Origin of the sequence: Photobacterium kagoshimensis (genome assembly GCF_050337045.1) — a bacterium.
In the GTDB taxonomy this organism is placed as follows: domain Bacteria; phylum Pseudomonadota; class Gammaproteobacteria; order Enterobacterales; family Vibrionaceae; genus Photobacterium; species Photobacterium kagoshimensis.
This window is the reverse complement of record NZ_JAKJSO010000013.1, coordinates 282,405-301,819: the sequence shown is the minus strand read 5'-3', so window position 1 is coordinate 301,819 and position 19,415 is coordinate 282,405. Positions and strand designations below refer to the sequence as shown.

At 36.8% G+C, this 19,415-nt stretch carries 14 protein-coding genes and 3 pseudogenes; 15 read left to right on the top strand and 2 right to left on the bottom strand.

Annotated features, from left to right (window positions below):
• Positions 1–98 precede the first annotated feature (98 nt).
• From L4C35_RS12215 to wecA (L4C35_RS12155), 13 genes and pseudogenes are all read left to right on the top strand, one after another.
• Positions 99–1,334 carry a hypothetical protein gene (locus L4C35_RS12215; protein WP_428463114.1) on the top strand — a complete coding sequence of 412 codons (1,236 nt, stop codon included), beginning with the start codon at positions 99–101 and terminating at the stop codon, positions 1,332–1,334.
• Entirely contained in the window at positions 1,324–2,382 is a 1,059-nt protein-coding gene (locus L4C35_RS12210; protein WP_428463113.1) for a glycosyltransferase family 4 protein, read from the top strand. Before L4C35_RS12215 ends, L4C35_RS12210 begins: the two co-directional genes overlap by 11 nt.
• A 4-nt stretch (positions 2,383–2,386) precedes the next feature.
• Positions 2,387–3,322 (top strand): D-glucuronyl C5-epimerase family protein, encoded by a 936-nt coding sequence (locus tag L4C35_RS12205; protein WP_428463112.1) that lies wholly within the window; start codon positions 2,387–2,389, stop codon positions 3,320–3,322.
• A complete protein-coding gene (locus L4C35_RS12200; RefSeq protein ID WP_428463111.1) occupies positions 3,319–4,320 on the top strand; it encodes a glycosyltransferase in 1,002 nt (333 codons plus the stop codon). Before L4C35_RS12205 ends, L4C35_RS12200 begins: the two co-directional genes overlap by 4 nt.
• A complete protein-coding gene (locus tag L4C35_RS12195; RefSeq protein WP_428463110.1) occupies positions 4,310–5,092 on the top strand; it encodes a glycosyltransferase family 2 protein in 783 nt (260 codons plus the stop codon). Before L4C35_RS12200 ends, L4C35_RS12195 begins: the two co-directional genes overlap by 11 nt.
• Positions 5,093–5,099: 7 nt before the next feature.
• A complete protein-coding gene (locus L4C35_RS12190) occupies positions 5,100–6,290 on the top strand; it encodes a hypothetical protein (protein ID WP_428463109.1) in 1,191 nt (396 codons plus the stop codon).
• The gene (locus L4C35_RS12185; protein WP_428463108.1) at positions 6,283–7,344 is read left to right on the top strand and encodes an acyltransferase family protein; all 1,062 of its coding nucleotides are present in this window, start codon (positions 6,283–6,285) and stop codon (positions 7,342–7,344) included. Before L4C35_RS12190 ends, L4C35_RS12185 begins: the two co-directional genes overlap by 8 nt.
• 224 nt (positions 7,345–7,568) lie before the next feature.
• Positions 7,569–8,693, top strand: a pseudogene (locus L4C35_RS12180) (ISAs1 family transposase).
• Between the two features lie 139 nt (positions 8,694–8,832).
• The gene (locus L4C35_RS12175) at positions 8,833–10,269 is read left to right on the top strand and encodes a mannose-1-phosphate guanylyltransferase/mannose-6-phosphate isomerase (RefSeq protein WP_428463107.1); all 1,437 of its coding nucleotides are present in this window, start codon (positions 8,833–8,835) and stop codon (positions 10,267–10,269) included.
• A gap of 80 nt (positions 10,270–10,349) precedes the next feature.
• Positions 10,350–11,768, top strand: a complete 1,419-nt coding sequence (locus L4C35_RS12170) for a phosphomannomutase (protein ID WP_428463106.1) — start codon at positions 10,350–10,352, stop codon at positions 11,766–11,768.
• A 258-nt stretch (positions 11,769–12,026) separates the two neighbouring features.
• A complete protein-coding gene (locus L4C35_RS12165) occupies positions 12,027–13,193 on the top strand; it encodes a nucleotide sugar dehydrogenase (protein WP_428463105.1) in 1,167 nt (388 codons plus the stop codon).
• 285 nt (positions 13,194–13,478) lie between these two features.
• A pseudogene (locus L4C35_RS12160) lies at positions 13,479–13,584 on the top strand (UTP--glucose-1-phosphate uridylyltransferase); the annotation flags it as partial.
• 95 nt (positions 13,585–13,679) lie between these two features.
• Entirely contained in the window at positions 13,680–14,789 is a 1,110-nt protein-coding gene (gene wecA, locus L4C35_RS12155; protein WP_428463104.1) for a UDP-N-acetylglucosamine--undecaprenyl-phosphate N-acetylglucosaminephosphotransferase, read from the top strand.
• A gap of 204 nt (positions 14,790–14,993) precedes the next feature.
• Here wecA (L4C35_RS12155) and L4C35_RS12150 read toward each other — a convergent pair.
• Both L4C35_RS12150 and L4C35_RS12145 read right to left on the bottom strand, forming a co-directional pair.
• Positions 14,994–15,134, bottom strand: a pseudogene (locus tag L4C35_RS12150) (integrase); the annotation flags it as partial.
• A 248-nt stretch (positions 15,135–15,382) separates the two neighbouring features.
• Positions 15,383–16,327, bottom strand: a complete 945-nt coding sequence (locus L4C35_RS12145; protein WP_428463103.1) for an IS1595 family transposase — start codon at positions 16,325–16,327, stop codon at positions 15,383–15,385.
• 321 nt (positions 16,328–16,648) lie between these two features.
• Here L4C35_RS12145 and wecA (L4C35_RS12140) point away from each other — a divergent pair, with 321 nt between their 5' ends.
• Both wecA (L4C35_RS12140) and L4C35_RS12135 read left to right on the top strand, forming a co-directional pair.
• Positions 16,649–17,749, top strand: a complete 1,101-nt coding sequence (gene wecA / locus L4C35_RS12140) for a UDP-N-acetylglucosamine--undecaprenyl-phosphate N-acetylglucosaminephosphotransferase (RefSeq protein WP_428463102.1) — start codon at positions 16,649–16,651, stop codon at positions 17,747–17,749.
• A gap of 539 nt (positions 17,750–18,288) precedes the next feature.
• A complete protein-coding gene (locus L4C35_RS12135) occupies positions 18,289–19,410 on the top strand; it encodes a Wzz/FepE/Etk N-terminal domain-containing protein (RefSeq protein WP_428463101.1) in 1,122 nt (373 codons plus the stop codon).
• Positions 19,411–19,415 lie beyond the last annotated feature (5 nt).

The window sequence follows — 19,415 nt, the reverse complement described above, 5'->3', positions numbered from 1 at the left end:
GCTTTATACTCTTTTAACATATATATACCGTTCATTGAAAAACACAAAAAAAGGGCCGCTCTATTTTAAAGCCATGAGCCATTTTTTTAGGGGTTTATATGGTAAGCAGAAATTGCAATAAAAACATAATCGGAAGTATAAATCTTGTTGATTTTTTATTGATAATAATCATTTCATCAGCACTGTTACCAATGCCATTATATCTCGCGTTTGGTTTATTTGGTTTCTTAATATTTAGATTATGCGGGAATATTGATTTTTCTATATCTAAACTTAGTGCTCAAGTCGTTGCTATCTATTCTCTTGGTCTACTATCAACGATGATATTTTTACTTCTTAATATGGACGTTATATCAGATGTGGATGTATTGAGAGTCTTATATAGGCTAAGAAAGTTTTCTTTAGAGTTTTTTATAGGTTTCTCTGTTTATCTTATAATGTCAGGTAATTCTTACCAAAGAAATTTAAATATTATTCTTTGGGGAATGTGTTTCAATATAATAGTTGGGCTTATTCAGTTATCTATTGCTCCAGGTGAAAGAGTGTCAATGCTCTTCTTTGAGCCATCATCTGCTGCATACTACTTCATGACATTTTTTGTTTTTTGTCTTTTTGATTTAAAACGAGACATTGTGGGTAAATTAATCGCAGTCTCTTTTTTGTTATCGGCATTGTTGATTTCATCAAAAGCAATGTATTTAGTTGTGTTTTTAGTGTTAGTAATATTTGTTTTTTTTAGATCGGCGATTAAAATTAAAATATATTCTTCACTGGTTATGTTTTTATCTTTAATACTCTTATTTAGTAATCATGACTACTTATTTGATAATGTTGATAATTATAGGTCAGTAGTTCTTTTTTGGGATGTATTCAAAGAAATGGGGATGAATGGATTATCCATTGAAAATGGTGTTTACGGTACATTCGTTACCCGACTAACATCAATTTACACGGCAGTATCACTGTTTATTTATAATCCTCAGGGTGTTGGATTTGGAAGTTTTGGCCTATTGTATGTTGAAGTATTAAAAGAAACTGGATTGATTAATCATATTTCAGGGGTTGAAGTTGACTTATATATTTCAGGAGATATGGTACCAAGCCCTAAATCAAAGTTATTGGAAATTATGCTTTCTACTGGATGGCTTGGTGTTATCGCTATTTCTAATATTTTTATTTCAATATTTAAGTCAAATGATCTTCAATTCAAGATGGTTATTATTTCATTTCTTTTAGCATCTTTAACAGTCGAACTTAATAACTTTTATCTTTACTTATTTGTCATTGTGGCAATGTATGAATCTAAAACGATGAGGCCTACTTGTGGTAACTAAATCCCCTAAAAGAGTGACATTGATATTAGCTGGTGAAATGTCATCAGGCGGAATGGCAGACTATTTATTATGTTGGGTAGAAAAGCTTTTAAATGACGGTGTGGAAGTACAAGTTTTAACACAAAAAGAAGTGATAAATCTAAAAGAATGTGAATATTATTTATCGAAAGGTGTTGATTTTATCTCCCTACCATATTCTACATCAAAGAATCTTAAGGTCAGATATTTCAGTCAATTACTTAGTTTCGTATCATTTGGTTTGAAAGGTAAATTTTTAAAAATAAGAAATAAAGTAGAAAGCTTTAATCCAGACTATATTCATATTGTTGATGAAAGTATATTTTATCCGTTTTTAAAGTGCGGGTTACTTAATGCGCTAAATAAACCGAATATGGTCACAATACATGATTTAAATTACCATGACGGTCAGTTTAGGTCTCTATCCGCAAAGTTCAGTGCTGTTTTTTCAAGAAAAATGCTTTTATTAGGTAATAGCATACTCCATTTTCATAATGAGAGTTTATATGATGGAGTTAATTTTAATGAAAATAAGTTGCATGTGGCAGAGCATCCCACGCCTAGAAGGTTAGTTGATAAAAAGAAACCAAGTGATGTACCACACGTTGGTTTTTTTGGTAGGATTGAACCATATAAAGGTGTCAATGATATTCCAGATATCTTTAAATATCTTGAGAAAGAGATTGGCTGTAATTATACATTGAGTGTTGTTGGTCGTGGATATGGTCTAGATAGATCTAGCTTTGAAAATCTTCGCGGCAAGATTATTATTAATAATAATTTTATTTCTAATGAAGAAATGCATGAATACATAGCATCTCTTGATGTTTTAATTTTGCCTTATCGAAATGCAACTCAATCCGGTGTCGCTTATTTGGCAAAAGCTTACGGTATTAGAGTTGTCTCATATGATGTTGGGGCGTTAGGTGAATTTTCGAAAAATTATATTTATGGTTATAATTCAGAAGCAGGAGACGTTGTAGGGTTTTCTTGCAATATCTTAAGTGCAATAAAATCTATTGTTCGGTAATATTATGCTTAACACAATTAAAAAGCTTAAAACTTTAGCATTGCAAGACGATTATTGGCATGGTCCCCAGAGTAGAGGTCAGTTCTACTCTAAAAATGAGATTCGTGGATATTATAATGATCTTAGGAAAAAGGTAATAATAGAACCAGATTCGAAATTATTCAGAAAAACAGGGAATCCACAAATCATTCACCCAGTAACCGTTTGCCAGGTTGGATTAGGTGCATTAGATAAGTATATCGAAACAGGGGAAAGTCAGTACCTTAATATCGTTGAGTCTAGTTGCAAATGGCTAGAGGATAATATTGTAATATTACCTAATGGTATTAAATGGACTGTTGGTTTTCCATTTCCCTTATTTGAACTTGAGTCTGGATTTCATTCTGGCCTGATTCAAGGTCAAGCTATTTCACTTTTCATTCGATATTCCATATATTTCAATTCAAATAGATATGATTATATTATAAAAGGAGCTTATGACTTTTTATTATTACCAGTGAGTAAAGGCGGGTGTAGGATTGATGAGACATTTATTTTTGAAGAATACCCAACTGAATCTCCAAGCATTGTTTTAAATGGATATATATCTGCAATTTGGGGAGTATATGACTATGCTAAATATTCAAATAAAGATGAAGATTGGAAATGTTACACTGAGAGTTGCCAAGAATTGGAAAGATTATTACCAAAGTTTGACTCTAAGCTATTTAGTCGGTACGCGTTAAAAACAAACTCATTATATTATAGCAATCTCGCTAGTCCATACTATCATAATGAACACATAGAGCAGTTGTCTGTTATGTGTGATTTGTATCATTCTGAAATATTTAGTTTACATTTGGAATCATGGATTAGGAAAAATCATTTTATGAACAGATGGTTGGTGATTTTTATAAAAGGATTTACTGTTACAATGCAAAAACTTTTAGGCATTAGATGATGAAAATATTAATTATATCTAATCAGATATCAAGTATACCTAATAGTAATAATAATCCAGTAATAAAGAATTTATATATATGCTTAACAAATCAAGGGATAGAAGTTGAACTGTTGCCAGTTGATTTGAAAAAATATGGTTTCTTTGCATATTTTATTCTAGTGTATGATTTATTTATGATTAGATTTTCAAAAAAAAATATGGATTATAATCTTTTTCATGTTCACTTTGGTGGGGTTCAGTCATTAATTGCAGCTTTAATCTGTCCTAAAAAAACCATCGTATCCTTTCATGGTACTGATTTACATGGAGGAAGTCCAATGACGATAAGAGGAAGACTAAAATCTAAATTAAGTGTTACATGCTCAATCTTATCTGCTCGAATAATTCCGAGTTCCACGGTTGTCTCTGAAAGTTTGAAATCTTTCCTACCTAGATCGATTCATAGAAAAGTATATACAATAACAACGGGAGTGGATTTCGAAAAGTTTTATCCGATAAATAAAGATAAAGCATTAAGTAAATTGTCATTGAATGAAAGGTTTAAATATGTCTTATTTTCTAATATTGGTAACTCAAAGATAAAGAGGAAGGATATTGCAGAAAAAGTGATTGATCTTCTTAATCAAAGTTGTATCTCTTTTGAGTATAAAATGCTTGAGATGTCAGGTGTGTCCCCTGATGTTGTACCTTTCTATATAAATGCAAGTGATTTTGTTTTACTTGTTTCTGATAATGAAGGTTCGCCAAATATAGTAAAGGAATCTCTTGCTTGTGGTGTCCCAATTTATTCAGTTGATGTAGGTGATGTAAAAGACTTTATTAAACAAGAGCCTGACTGTTTAGTTCTTGATTCTCAAAATCCAAACGAAATAGCATCACAGATCATAAATAAAATAAAGGAAAATAGAGTTGGTGTTAATGTTGACTTTTGGAGGGGGGTGATATCACAGAGTATTATTTCCAAACAATATATCAAAATTTATAATGAGATTTAATATTGTGTGTAAAAATAAAACTTTCGTTTCAATCATAACGGCTACATATAATTCAAGGTCATATATAAGTGAAACCTATCAGTCTATATTAAATCAATCCTTGGTTGAGTGGGAGTGGATTGTTACTGATGACTGTTCAACGGATGGAACATTTGAATATCTAAAAGATTTAGCATGTATTGATGACAGGTTGGTGATTAATAGGCTTGATGTTAATTCAGGTGCTGCTGTTGCAAGAAATAATTCTATAGCACTGGCTAGTGGGACATTCATCGCATTTGTCGATAGCGATGATGTTTGGGAGGAAAATAAACTTAAGCTACAAACTGATTTTATGGGTGATGATATTGACTTTTCTTTTACTGCATTTAAAATTTTTGAACAAGATGGAAGTAGGAAGAATAGGACTGTTGATGCCACACACAATATAGAATGCTTTAACTATAAGGATATTTTAGCTAAGAAAGCTACTTTAGGTTGCTCCACTGTCATGATTAGAAATAATGGGATTTTCGATTTGACAATGCCTAATTTAAGAACTGGTCAAGATTATGCGCTTTGGTTGAAGATTTTACGAAATGGAGCAAAGGCTCATATTTTTAAAAAGGTTCTAACGAGTTATAGAATTACACCGGGATCTATTTCAAGAAATAAAATTAAAAAAGCGATTAGGCAGTGGTCTATATATCGAAAGGAAGAAAAGTTAAATATTTTTCAATCTTCATATTATTTTGTTCATTACGCATTAAGAGCTATTTTTAGGAAACGTTAACTCTCTTATGAAAATACTTATTGTTGGTTCATCAAATGTCGTATTTGTTCATGCCTATGTAGAGGAAGCCTTAAATTTAGGGGTTGAAGTTGATTTTTGGGATGTTGGTGTTTCGTGTGTTGAATTACCTAGTATATATGAAAATATAAATGTTTTTTATGATGAGGTACGTTCGCCATCAAAAATAAGTCGAATAAAAATGCTGACAAAAAAAATAAAGATGGATCGATTTGAACCTTTCATTTTTATGTTGGATGTCTTTAATCATCTTAAAAGACCTGCATCTCTGCCCGATTTAGTAAGCTCAAAGTTGCTTGAGTCAGATTACACTCATATATTATATATATGGAGTACAACACTAATCACACAAAAAAAGGCAATCGATTTATTCTGCAAAAGCAAAGGTATTAAAGTTTCAAGTTCTCTAGTCGTAAATACTTATCCTGTAAGGAGTAATGTTAAGTTTGATAATAGATATTCTCTTGCATGGTTAGATAATAATTATTTTTCTAGCTTTGATAATGTCATTCTGTCTTCTCGTGAAATGAGTGATTTCTTTAAAGTAAATAACATTTCTCAGAGTAATAATATTTTTGTCTTTCGTGATTTACTTCCAAGTAGTTACATGGGAGATTCTTCTGACTTTAATTGTAACTATGGTTTTGAACTTAAAAATACGGAAATGTGTAAGTTGATATTCTTGGGGAATACAAAGTTTAGTGAAAGAACTATTGATGATATAACTGTTTTAATAACAAAACTTGCTAGTGAAAATATTGAAATATGGATTCAGGAAACTACAGATCCTATTGTAAATATTGATAATGTTAAAACATTTAAACCATTTTCTTATGAAGAAATATCTAATGGGAAATTTGCAAGTTTTCTACAGAGCTTTGATGCTGTTTTGATGGCTTATAATGGTCTATGTAATGTGAGAACGGAAACAGGCTTCCCAACTAGATTTGCATTGGGGTTATTATCTGAGAAACCAATTTTACTTAAAAAGAATACATTTACCTCTATTGAGTCTGAATTTCGTGATGAGGTGATTACTTACAATAATGATACTCACTTGTTAGAGATATGCAGAGATAAGGAGTTGCTGATTAGAAAGGCTGAGGAAATCGGTTCCTACAAGTCACATCTGAGTGTTGATTTACAAAAATTATTAAAAGGAAGTTTGCAGTATGAATGACAGTATTGACTCTCGTCTTAATGAGCTTGACATGCTGAGAGGTTTAGCCTTAATTGGCGTAATAACCGTGCATACTGTACTTTTTTTTCCAAGTGGTTTTTTAATGCTGGATAATATTTTAGTTTTAGGTAGATTTGGAGTCCAATTATTTTTTGTTATAAGTGGCTTTACAATGGCTTTGGTGTCTTCACGTGTGAAAATTATTGACAAAAAATTTATTGTTAATTTTTATCTTAAAAGGTTTTTAAGGATTATTCCACTTTTATTTATTGCATCTCTTCTTTATATACCAGTTCATTTGTCACCTAGTTACTGGAATCCACTTGGGTTTGATTTTTCGAATTATATTATACTATATACCATGTTATCTGGGTTTTTTCCGGAGAACATTAATAATGTTGTTCCTGGAAGCTGGAGTATTATAAATGAATTATATTTTTACATTATTTTTCCGGCCCTGCTTTATTTAATCAATAGATACTCTGTTTATACCATTTATTTAATAATGATATTGTTGATGTTTTTCTCTTCACCCTTGGAGTTTATCATAAGAGAGTTGTATTCATCATCGGATAATAATTTGCTAGATGACTTTATTTATTTGAATTTTTTAAACCAGCTACCATGTTTCTTGTTGGGAGTTTTGGCGTTTTATCTATATGAATTGAAATTAAGTTCACTACGTAGACATGGACTTATTTTGTCTTCTATATCGTTAATGTATTTTATCTATTGGATAGCATTTGGTGGTGGTTTTCTCACTTATATAATTAGTTTGAGTGCTTTTGCTATGTTAATGATAACGTTGAGTTTTAAACTGCCATATCCTAAGGTATTGTCTCAAATTGGTAAGGTTACATATACGGGTTATATTATTCACTTTGGAATTATATATTTATTTGATTGGGTTTTATATAGTAGTCAAGGTGGGTTTTTTATTGTTATTTTACCTATTTTATCTTTGGTTTTCTACGCTTCGAAAATCTTAAAGCCTTATACGGAAGATTTTTTTTTACTACAGAATATACGTAGATTCAATATGCGTCATGTTTGATTGTGAGTTAAAATGAAATTTCACTTTGAAGAATTTAATAAACAGGGCAAGACAGGGAAAATTCATGTACATGCCCATGTTTAAAGGGTTCATGGCCTAGTGAGTTCTCAGTTTTGAAACTCATTAGTTAGTGCCAACACATAACAGTCAATTCGCCGATGATCGGTTTGTAGATCAGTTTCAGTGTTTTCTAATACCTCCATAGATAAATTGGAGGTCCAACGATGAGTAATCAGCACCCATTTATGCATTTCGATGTCATCCCAGATTACCGACAACCAGGCAAAGTCGAGCACAAGTTAACTGATATCATCTTGTTAACAATTTGTGCGGTGCTTTCTGGTCAAGACGATTGGAAAGCGATTCACTTATAAGGTGAGGTTCGTTTAGATTTCTTGAAGCGATTTGGTGATTTTAGCCATGGTGTCCCTTCTACGTCGACGATAGCCAGAGCGATGGGAATGATTAATTCGACTCGATTGCAAAAATGTTTTATCGAGTGGATGAAAGATTGCTGTGAGCTAACTAAAGGTGAAGTCATAGCCATTGATGGTAAAACTGTCAGGGGCTCTTATGATGACTCTCGAGGTCTTGGTGCCATTCATATGGTGAACGCCTTTGCGACTGAAAATAGTGTTAGTCTCGGACAGCATAAAGTTTACGAGAAATCTAATGAGATCACAGCCATCCCTGAGTTGCTCGAACTGCTTGATATATCAAGTTGTTTGGTAACTATTGATGCTATCGGATGCCAAAAGAAAATTGCTCAAAAAGTGCTAAATAAGAACGCTGATTACTTACTAGCAGTAAAAGGCAATCAAGGTCGTTTGGATCAAGCGTTCGACAACTATTTCGATATGAGTATGTTGCAAAAACACGATGGTGATTCTTACAGCACGCAAGAAAAATCGCGGAGCAGAGAAGAGACTAGGTTGGCATTAACAAACACTGATTTGAGTGTTTTAGGCGACTTAGAATTTGATTGGCCAGAGCTGAAAACAATGGGTATCGTGGTTTCGATTAGACAATAAGAAGCAGCGGCGAAAGAGTCTGAATTTTCAGTTAGATACTATATTAGCTCGAAAAGCCTAAGTGCTAAAGAATTGTTAAATACGACACGCTCACATTGGTTAGTCGAGTCGATGCATTGGTCCCTCGATACGTCATTTGGTGAAGATGCTTGCCGAAAACGAGCGGAAGAAAGTGCAGAGAACTTTGCAAGGATCAGACAGATGTGCTTAAACATGCTGAAAAGTGAAACGAGCTTAAAAGCGAGTATTAAACACAAAAGAGCGATGTGTGCGATGGATTCTGAGTACCTTTTGAAGGTACTGTCGAGCCTTTATTGACGGGAATGTTCATGACTTTTCCGTGTAATCAGAGGCGTCTAGAGCAAGTATTCGATAACTACTTTGATAAATAAGTTTACAGCTATTATTTATCGCCTCTCAATTTTTAAATTAATTATTTAAGTTTTAAGGAATTAATATGCTATATCCGGTAATCATGGCTGGAGGCACAGGTAGCCGTCTTTGGCCTTTGTCTCGTGAGTTACATCCAAAGCAATTTCTAAAAGTAACCGGTGAGCAATCGATGCTGCAACAAACCTTTGCTCGCCTTGAAGGACTTGAGCATAAAGCACCGTTACTTATTTGTAACGAAGAGCACCGTTTCATTGCTGCAGAGCAAATGCGTTTAGGTGGCTTTGAGCATTCTGGAATTATTTTAGAGCCAGTGGGCCGTAATACAGCACCCGCTATTGCTCTTGCCGCACTTCAAGCTTTAAAGCATGTTGAAGGTTCAGATGTTGAGCCAATATTGTTAGTGCTTGCGGCTGATCACTTGATTGAAAGCCAAGTAGCATTTCAACGTTCAGTTAATCAAGCTTTACCTCATGCTGAAGCTGGTCAATTGGTCACTTTTGGTATTGTACCCACCGCCGCAGAAACGGGATATGGCTATATTAAGCGTGGAGCCTCTCAAAGTGATGCCGCGTTTAAAGTCGATAGCTTTGTTGAGAAACCGGACTTAGCAACTGCTCAAGCTTATTTAGATTCTAGTGAATATTACTGGAATAGCGGTATGTTTATGTTTAAAGCTTCTCGATATATAGAGGAATTGAAAGCGCATAACCCTGCCATGCTAGAAGCTTGTGAAAAAGCCATGAGTACTACCCAAGCTGATTTAGATTTTGTGCGTGTCGATAAGCAGGCATTTCAAGCATGCCCTGCGGATTCAATCGATTATGCCGTGATGGAACCCGTTTGTGCACCTAACGGTTCGGGTAACTTAGTGGTTGTGCCAATGGATGCGGGGTGGAGTGATGTTGGCTCTTGGTCTGCATTATGGGATGTATCTGAAAAAGACTGTAATAATAATGCTCATAAAGGTGATGTGATTGCGGTTAAATCGGAGCATAATTATGTATACGCTGAAAACAAACTGATTGCGACAGTTGGCGTAAATAACCTAGTGATTGTTGAAACTAAAGATGCCATCTTAGTCGCTGATAAATCACAGGTGCAAGATGTTAAAGCGATTGTGCAGCAGCTAAAAGATACAGAGCGTTCTGAATATAAGATTCATCGTGAAGTTTATCGTCCTTGGGGTAAATACGATTCGATAGATTTTGGTGCTCGTGACCAAGTAAAACGTATCACAGTCAATCCGGGTCAAAAGCTTTCTATTCAAAAACACTTCCACCGCAGTGAGCATTGGATTGTTGTTGCTGGTACTGCAAGTGTCACCAATGGCGATGAAGTGATTTTAGTGACGGAAGATCAGTCGACGTATATTCCGTTAGGTACGATTCATGCCCTTGAGAACCCAGGTAAAATTCCATTAGAAATGATTGAAGTTCAAACAGGTTCGTACCTTGGTGAAGACGATATTGTTCGCTTTGAAGACCGATATGGTCGTGCTTAGGAGTGCGAATAAAATTTTCTTAAATTAAGCTGTTTCTAATCACTTAATTTATTCAACATTCATTACGTGTAGAGTTTTGTATGCTAGTTAGCTCAACAGTTATTAAAGAATCCGGTATTCAGTTTGGTACCAGTGGTGCGCGTGGTTTAGTCGAACAATTTACGGCGGATGCCTGTGCTGCTTTTACTCATGCCTTTATACAGTGCATGCAGGGGCAGTTTAATTTCAAAACAGTTGCGCTTGCAATTGATAATCGCCCTAGCAGCCCGGCGATGGCACAAGCTTGTATTAAAGCTTTAGAACAGTTAGGTCTTGAAGCGGTTTATTATGGTGTGGTACCAACACCAGCGCTTGCCTATGTGGCGATGCAAGACAATATCCCGTGTATTATGATCACTGGTAGCCATATTCCTTTCGATCGTAATGGTCTTAAGTTTTACCGCCCTGATGGCGAAATTAATAAAGCTGATGAGCAAGCGATTTTAAACGCTGATGCTTCATTTTCTGCAATCAGTGATTTACCCCAAGTGATAGCAAGTCAACGTGCCGCGACAGATTATATTGCTCGTTACACTGAGTTATTTGATGCATCATTACTCAGCGGTAAGCGTATTGGTATTTATGAGCACTCAAGTGCTGGGCGTGATTTATATGCCCCGTTATTTACTAGCCTTGGCGCTGAAGTTATTTCATTAGAGCGTAGTGATGAGTTTGTGCCAATTGATACCGAAGCGGTAGCTGACGCGGATAAACTAAAAGCAGTAAATTGGTCTAAGCAATATCAACTAGATACTATTTTCTCGACAGATGGCGACGGTGATCGTCCGCTAGTGGCCGATGAGAACGGTGAGTGGCTACGCGGTGACATTCTCGGGTTGTTATGCTCAAGTGCAATGAACATTGAAGCACTTGCAATACCCGTTAGTTGCAATACCGTGGTTGAGAGCTTAGACGTGTTTAAGCATGTTGAGCGTACAAAGATTGGTTCACCTTATGTGATTGCCGAATTTGCGTCACTGGCGAAGACGTATGCTTCTATTGCCGGTTTTGAAGCTAATGGTGGCTATTTACTGGGTAGCGATGTTCAAGTAAATGGAAAAACGCTAAAAGCACTGCCAACACGTGATGCCGTTTTACCTGCTCTAATGCTACTTGCTGCTGCAGGTAACAATGGTATCTCTCCTCTGGTTAATGCCTTACCTCAACGAGTGACTGACAGTGACCGCATTCAAAACTTTGCAACTGGAAAAAGCCTGCAAATTTTAGCTGATGGTCAGGCTAATCCAGAACTGTTACTGGCAAAGCTAGGTTTTGACAATGCAGCGATTAAAAATGTAGATGTTACTGATGGATTACGTTTAACGCTTGATAACGATGATGTTATTCATCTTCGCCCTTCTGGTAATGCGCCAGAGTTACGTTGTTATGCAGAGTCGACAAGTATTGCGAGCGCGAAGCAGTATGTTGATACGGTTTTAGCGAAAATTCAGTTAATTTAAACAGAATTGCTAAGCCATGGTGCTATTTTTCACCTATTTTCCTAGGTTATTAAATCATCGCATAGCAATAATGAACGCACTTCTAGGGATACATTTTCTGATTAACTGTTATCCCTAGACGCATTTAATAAATATAAGGGAAACATATCGCTGATGTTATGTCGTCTGTGAATGCATTATTACCATTGCTCGATTCGAGAAAAAGTGGAGAAAACTTCACTCAATTATTGAGTATTTATATATAAAGAAAGAGACAATATGAAAATTGCTGTTGCTGGTACAGGTTATGTAGGCCTGTCTAATTCGATGCTTTTGGCACAGCATCACGATGTTATTGCGGTTGATATTATCGAAGAAAAGGTGAAGCTTTTAAACTGCAAGCTATCTCCGATTGTCGATGTGGAAATTGAAGATTTTCTTGTAAATAAGTCATTAAATTTCACAGCAACACTTGATAAAGAGTTAGCCTATAGAGACGCTGACTATGTCGTTATTGCTACACCAACGGACTACGACGTGGAAACCAACTACTTTAATACCTCTTCAGTTGAAGCGGTTATTAAAGATGTTATGGCGATAAATCCTAATGCTGTGATGGTGATTAAATCTACTGTGCCAGTTGGTTATACGGCACGTATTAAACAAGAGTTAGACTGTGAAAATATAATATTTTCACCTGAGTTTTTACGAGAAGGCCGTGCGTTATACGATAACTTGCACCCATCACGTATTATCGTTGGTGAACGCAGTGAACGTGCGAAAGTTTTTGCAAACTTGCTGGTTGAAGGCGCGGTTAAACAAGATATTGAAGTCTTGTTTACTGATTCGACAGAAGCGGAAGCAGTGAAACTTTTCTCGAACACTTACCTTGCGATGCGAGTGGCGTACTTTAATGAGTTAGATTCTTACGCCGAGGCGCATGGTTTAGATGCACGTCAAGTTATTGAAGGTGTGGGGTTAGATCCGCGTATTGGTAACCATTACAACAACCCTTCTTTTGGTTACGGTGGTTACTGCTTACCTAAAGACACCAAACAACTTCGTGCTAACTACGCTGATGTACCAAATAGCATTATTGGTGCAATCGTTGATGCCAATACTACACGTAAAGATTTCGTTGCAGATAGTATTTTAAAACGTAATCCTAAGCGTGTGGGTATCTATCGCTTAATCATGAAATCGGGTTCGGATAATTTCCGTGCGTCTAGTATCCAAGGCATCATGAAGCGCTTGAAAGCCAAAGGGATTGAAGTTGTTATTTACGAGCCTGTATTAAAAGATAAAGAGTTCTTCCATTCGGTTGTTATTGAAGATTTTGCAGAATTCAAAGCCATGTCTGATGTGATTGTGTCTAACCGTATGGCACTTGAACTTGAAGATGTTGCAAGCAAAGTTTATACCCGTGATCTTTTCGGTAGTGACTAAGTTAAAATATAAGAATGGTCAGTCGATTTCTTCCATCGCCATTCTTTAAAATACGATACACATCTTTTCTGAAACTAAATTTCCACTCTCGTTAAGCTTGGAAATTTAGTTTTCTCTATCTTGTCAACTTCGCTTGCTATCTTTTACCTGTAGGGTGTGCTTACTGCTATTTGTATGAGTAATACTCATGTTTACTGCGATACGTTGACTCTCTAATAAGAGCGACAAGGTTGTTACTTTTATTAAGGCTCTATTATGAAGAAAATAACAAAATCTGTTATTTCTGGTGCGGGCGATGAAATTCAGCTTACTGATGCGATTGATATGCTAATGGCGGAAGAAACCGTTGAAGCCTTCCACATGACTGGTATCCCATGATTGTGGCGATAAGCGACAAACCATTATCCCTTATTGCTTGAGTTCAGCTTAGCTAAGACTAGTACGTTTGATTATAGCTCTAAAAAATTATTCTTAATTGAAACCATTATGACAACTACCGCATTTCTATTTGTTTTTGTTTTATCATTTTGCAGTTTATTTATTTTCCGCAAAGTGGCAAAACGTATTGGCTTGGTTGACAAACCTAATGCCCGAAAACTTCACCAAGGGGTTATTCCATTAGTGGGGGGAATTTCTATTTTCACCACTGTGTGTATTGGCTTCCTTATTTTTCTGCCTATCAGTCAAAGCCTGATCTTGTTTTTAAGCTGTGCCTTTGTATTAGTCGTCGTGGGCGCCATTGATGACTATTACGATATTAGCTTTAAACTGCGCTTATTGGTGCAAGCGGCTATTTCACTTGCCATGATCCACTTGGGCGATCACAGTTTGCATAACTTGGGTTACTTAATGGGCAGTGACACCATCACCTTGTCACCACTGGCCAGTGGTATCATTACTGTGCTGGGCGTGATAGGGGCAATTAATGCCTTCAACATGGTCGATGGTATTGACGGTTTACTCGGCGGCTTGGCTTCTGTCACCTTTAGTGCATTGGGCTTGGTCTTTTACGCGAGTGGCAATGAATACCTAGCAGCAGTGTGCTTACTGATAGTGACTGCGATGGTGCCATACATTATGCTGAATTTAGGCATTCCGCTGGGGCGTCGCTTTAAAGTCTTCATGGGCGATGCAGGTAGTGTGTTTATTGGCTTTGCCGCCGTGTGGATGCTGATCCGTGGCACGCAAGAGCCAGGCGTTTATGCATTTAAACCTGTCACCGCATTATGGCTAATCGCGATACCCCTGATGGATATGGCGACCATTATGATCCGCCGTGTTCGCAAAGGCCATTCACCGTTTAAGCCAGATCGTGAGCACCTTCACCATATTTGCCAACGCATTGGCTTCTCTTCTGGTATGTCATTGGTGATCATCTGCACCATGGCATCACTCATGGCGATGATTGGTATTTGGGCCGATATGAACGATATCCGTGAGTCCGTGATGTTTTTCAGTTTCTTGGCAGTGTTTGCGGTCTACTTTTTTGCCATTAGCCACATTTGGCGCATCATCACGTTTATTCACAAGTTGTTCGGGACCAACAAGCCCATCAGCTTTGATATGGAAGCGAGCAATGCGGGCTCGGATAAATAGAATGCGCAATAGCGCCAATATCGAAAGAATGATACTGGCGCTATTAATAGGTAAAATCTAGCGGTAGTCGTTGAATAAAAGTGCTGTGCCTTCGGGTACGGCATTTTTTGTTTCTAAGCTTAAATTATCTATGGTCGCCATGAACGCATTCATGAATGAATCTATGACATACAATGTAATACCCATGAAATAAGATAGATACAGCTAGCCGATCCCCTTTTGCATGAGTGCATCAAAGGCGCTGCCGTCACTGCGTGATGCATTGGCGACATACGGGGCATACACCTCGAACAGTAACCGTGTATCGCTATGGCCGAGCATGTGCGATATATACAGCGGGTTTTCACATCACTAATATCCCCAGCTTGGTTTTGTGCTTTCTCTCATGTGCTTGCGCGCTTGTTTTTTCTCTCAGTTGATGAGCGGTATCGATATATGGCTCAAAGATCTCTGAGCGTAACCAGTGCTGAAAATTGGCGGGGTGTTTGGTCTTTTTGGGGTGAACGAGAGCGCCAGATGAGGTGTTAATAGCTCCCTGTTCAAAGGGTTTGATAAGCAGGCTATCTTTTTCTTGTGGACTTAGATCCTCTTGATTACCATCGAACCTCAGCCAATTTGAGTAAGCGCTCAGGCATAGGGGCTGTTTGAAGGCTTGAATAAATCAAGTTATCTATCATTTTTGCCAAATCAAACCTGCGATTGAATTTGAAGCAGAATTCAGCTAAATATCTTGGTAAGTGTTTGTTATTTATCGCATGATAAGTTCCGTGCATTGCGTTTTTTACATTACTTATCATTGTGTTTACCCACTTAAAGTACGGTAATTCGACACAATCAGCGCCGCCGCCAGTGACAATAGCGAGGTGGAACGACTTAGTATCATCAACCCCTCGAAAACAAGCTAAACCATCTGATATTGCTAATGATTTAGGTCGTAGATGAGTTTTGGCCCACTGAGTTAGCTCTTGCTTCTGGAAGCCTTTAACAACAGAAAAACGCATGTGAATGGGGTGCCCTTCATCATTGATAGACACAGCAGCAACAAATGGACGCTTCCCTTTTGCTTCTCTACCGCGAGAGCCTCGACGAACACCGCCCCAATAAGCATCATCTATTTGAATAAAACCAGCAAGTTGATACTCATCATCACGCTCTTTCATTGCTTGCATTAACTTATGCTTTAACCGCCATGCTGCATTATAAGACACACCAAGGTTGCGCGATAATTCTAGTGCGGATATCCCGTTCTTCTCTTGTGTGATTAGATAAATGGCTAAAAACCAAGTCGTTAGAGGCAATTTCGAATTAGCAAAAAGGGTTCCTGATGTTAATGAAGCTTGATAGCGACAGCGGTTACATTGATACAAATTGCGAGATTTGAGCTGACAATACTTATTATGGTGGCAGTTAGGGCACTTAAACCCTTCAGGCCATCGCATATTAAACAACCTCTTCCGACACTGGTCTTCAGTACCATACTTGTTGATAAAGTCCTGAATAGAAATACTTTTTTGAAATTGAACCCTATTTTTAGGCATGAGCTCATCCTCAGTTTTCATTCTACTTAAAGTATAGGCTAAAATGCTGATTGATGGTGGTAATCAGGTAGATCCTTAACCCATGTCTTCACACAAAAGTGTTTTTGTCTAGGCGCGTGGTTTGGCTGTACCTCACATAAGATTTTTGTTGGTACATTTGCCATTTTGGTCTGTATTAAATGGTTATGATACAAGTGAATACTTGCTAAGTTTAAGTGGAACTTTAGTGAGACTTAGTTCTAAAGTTCCATCATTATATGTTAATATTTCGATACTAAAATCATACCCTATGTATCCACTTTATTATTAAGACTGTTTGTTATGACACATGCATTTCTCTTTGTCTTTACGTTGTCATTTTGTTGTTTATTTATTTTACGTAAAGTCGCTAAACACATAGGTCTTGTTGATAAGCCCAATGCTCGTAAACATCACCAAGGGGTTATTCCTTTAATTGGCGGTGTGTCTATCTTTATTACTCTATCGATATCGCTGATGCTCTTTTCGAGTTTAGAGCGTGATGTTGTGTTGTTTTTAAGCTGCGCCACAATACTTGTGATCACTGGCGTTATTGATGATCGCTATGATATTAGCTTTAAGTTACGTTTAGTGATTCAAGCGGGCGTTTCGGTAGCCATGATGCTAATCGGTGATAAAAGTTTACACAGTTTGGGGTATTTGATGGGCAGTGAGGCGATCCAGCTTTCGCCTATTGCCAGTGGCCTTATCACCATTTTGGCTGTGATCGGTGCAATTAATGCGTTTAATATGGTTGACGGTATCGATGGCCTATTAGGTGGCTTAGCCTCGGTGACCTTTGGTGCGCTCGGTTATTTATTCTTCATCGATGGTAATTACGATTTAGCCATGGTGTGTGCCTTACTCGTTACCGCTATGCTGCCATACATTCTGCTGAACCTCGGTTTTCCACTAGGTCGACGCTTTAAAGTCTTTATGGGTGATGCCGGCAGTATTTTTATTGGTTTTACGGTTATTTGGCTATTGATTGAAGCAACGCAAGTTGAGCAGTCTACGCCGATCCGCCCTGTGACAGCATTGTGGTTAATTGCTTTGCCGCTCATGGATATGGCAACAATCATGGTACGTCGCATGCGAAAAGGACAGTCTCCGTTTAAACCCGATCGCGAGCATCTACACCATATTTGCCAACGCATCGGTATGACATCGAATATGTCTTTGTTTGTAATTTGTTTGTGCGCCTCTATTATGGCCGGTATTGGCATTTGGTCTGATGTGATGCGCATTGATGAAAGTGTCATGTTTGCCACCTTCTTAGCTATTTTTGCTGTGTACTTTATGGTGATTAGTTACATTTGGAAAATCACAACTTGGGTACATAAGTTGTTTGGCCGAACAGGCCCGCTGCAGATGAGCGTGGAAGAGCAGTCTCTATCAAAGTGAAATGTAGAGACTATATCAGCTCGAAAAACCTAAGTGCTAAAAAATTGTTAAATGCTACGCGTTCACATTGGTTGGTTGAATCGATGCTGTGGATGTGAGATACCGCTTTGGTGAAGATGCTAGCCGAAACGCGCAGAGGATAGTGCAGAGAACTTAGCAAGGATCAGGCTGATGTACTTTAAACATGCTGAAAAGTGAAATGAGCTTGAAAGCGAGTATTAAACACAAAAGAGTGATTGATTTTGAGTACATCTTTAAGGCTCCGTGATGGATTTGTTGATGGAATGTTTATGGTTTTTCTATATATTAACCTATTTATTGCTTTGATATTTTCTTACTTCACCAACGCAATTGTTCTTTTTTAGGCCTACCTTATTAATAATCCCCGAACCAAACGCAAAAAACAGACCAGTTTCGGCTATTTTTCCACTTAGTGTTGCTAGCTTATTAGTTATTCTGAGTAGGATCTGTTGCTACCTTTGTATGATATATTTGCTATAGGCTTAAATATCTTGCAATTGATAATTGCAATTAGGATAATGAGTGATTTCATTATTGAAGTTCGATTTATGGGTGTGGATGTGGTTGTATCTGATAAAAGTGATAACTCAAGAGATAGCTTCTATTCAGAAGTGTTTTCTTTTTATAGAGTACTAAAGGATGGATGGAAATCTCTTGTCTTATCCACGCTAATATGCCTGGCTGTATTTACATCTTATGCATTTTGTGCTACGGAGTGGTGGACGGCGCGAGCGAAAATAGTTGAGCCTCAAATAAAAGATATGGAGGCGTTTTACTTACAAGCAGTTAAATTTAAAAGTGTATTTGATGGTAATGCGGATGAGATTAAAGAAAGCGAAGGGTATAAACCTTATCAAAATTTAATCAATAGAAAAAATATCATTTCAAGATTTGTTGAGCAGTTCAACTCTCAAGATAATAAAATTTCTTTTTTAATAGACAATAAAGATAAGTTAGAAAAAGAAGATAAATTAAAAAGCGATTTCTATATTCGTTATTTGAATAAAATAAAGGCTGAACGAATTCCAGATAAAGACATATATGAGCTGTCATTTCAGTCGACATCAAAAGGAAGTAGTTACACACTGTTAAATCAGTATGTCAATTTCGTGAATGAGAAGGTGTATGTACAGTTATTTGAGGAACTAAAAGTTATTGTTAGTACCGAACTTCTACGAATAGGGATTGAGAAGCAAATCACTGAGGAAAGAATTTTTTCTGAATTAGAAAAAATCAGAATAAAAACCAAATATGCTTTAGAGATAGCTGTAGCTGCATCTATTGATAAACCAGTTGAACTCGGAATAGGTGAAAATACTTTTTCTTTTAATCTTGGTGTCGATGCTCTGAAAGCAAAGCTTAAGATCCTCAATGAAGTTAAAGACCCAGCTGTATTTAGCGATAAGTTAGACTCTATTAATGAAAAAGTAAAACTATTCCAGCTTAATGGGGCTATTATCAGTTCGGAAATACAAACATTTCATTTTGTAGAAAAGGTTGCAATGCCTCATTCTAAAGATAAGCCAGAAAAGGCATTAATTGTTATTTTAGGTCTATTAATTGGCTTGAGCATTGGTGTAAGTGTCGTGTTCTTAAAAGAAGCTTATTCAAAATGTAGTAAATCTAGGATGACGGTCTAGCCATT

Bases quoted from the DNA above. Each gene is read 5' to 3' on its own strand.
- L4C35_RS12175 (WP_428463107.1), top strand. From the start codon at position 8,833: ATGCTATATCCGGTAATCATGGCTGGAGGCACAGGTAGCCGTCTTTGG.
- L4C35_RS12190 (WP_428463109.1), top strand. From the start codon at position 5,100: ATGAAAATACTTATTGTTGGTTCATCAAATGTCGTATTTGTTCATGCC.
- L4C35_RS12195 (WP_428463110.1), top strand. From the start codon at position 4,310: ATGAGATTTAATATTGTGTGTAAAAATAAAACTTTCGTTTCAATCATA.
- L4C35_RS12205 (WP_428463112.1), top strand. From the start codon at position 2,387: ATGCTTAACACAATTAAAAAGCTTAAAACTTTAGCATTGCAAGACGAT.
- L4C35_RS12185 (WP_428463108.1), top strand. From the start codon at position 6,283: ATGAATGACAGTATTGACTCTCGTCTTAATGAGCTTGACATGCTGAGA.
- L4C35_RS12165 (WP_428463105.1), top strand. From the start codon at position 12,027: ATGAAAATTGCTGTTGCTGGTACAGGTTATGTAGGCCTGTCTAATTCG.
- L4C35_RS12215 (WP_428463114.1), top strand. From the start codon at position 99: ATGGTAAGCAGAAATTGCAATAAAAACATAATCGGAAGTATAAATCTT.
- wecA (WP_428463102.1), top strand. From the start codon at position 16,649: ATGACACATGCATTTCTCTTTGTCTTTACGTTGTCATTTTGTTGTTTA.
- L4C35_RS12170 (WP_428463106.1), top strand. From the start codon at position 10,350: ATGCTAGTTAGCTCAACAGTTATTAAAGAATCCGGTATTCAGTTTGGT.
- L4C35_RS12135 (WP_428463101.1), top strand. From the start codon at position 18,289: ATGAGTGATTTCATTATTGAAGTTCGATTTATGGGTGTGGATGTGGTT.
- wecA (WP_428463104.1), top strand. From the start codon at position 13,680: ATGACAACTACCGCATTTCTATTTGTTTTTGTTTTATCATTTTGCAGT.
- L4C35_RS12145 (WP_428463103.1), bottom strand. From the start codon at position 16,327: ATGCCTAAAAATAGGGTTCAATTTCAAAAAAGTATTTCTATTCAGGAC.
- L4C35_RS12200 (WP_428463111.1), top strand. From the start codon at position 3,319: ATGATGAAAATATTAATTATATCTAATCAGATATCAAGTATACCTAAT.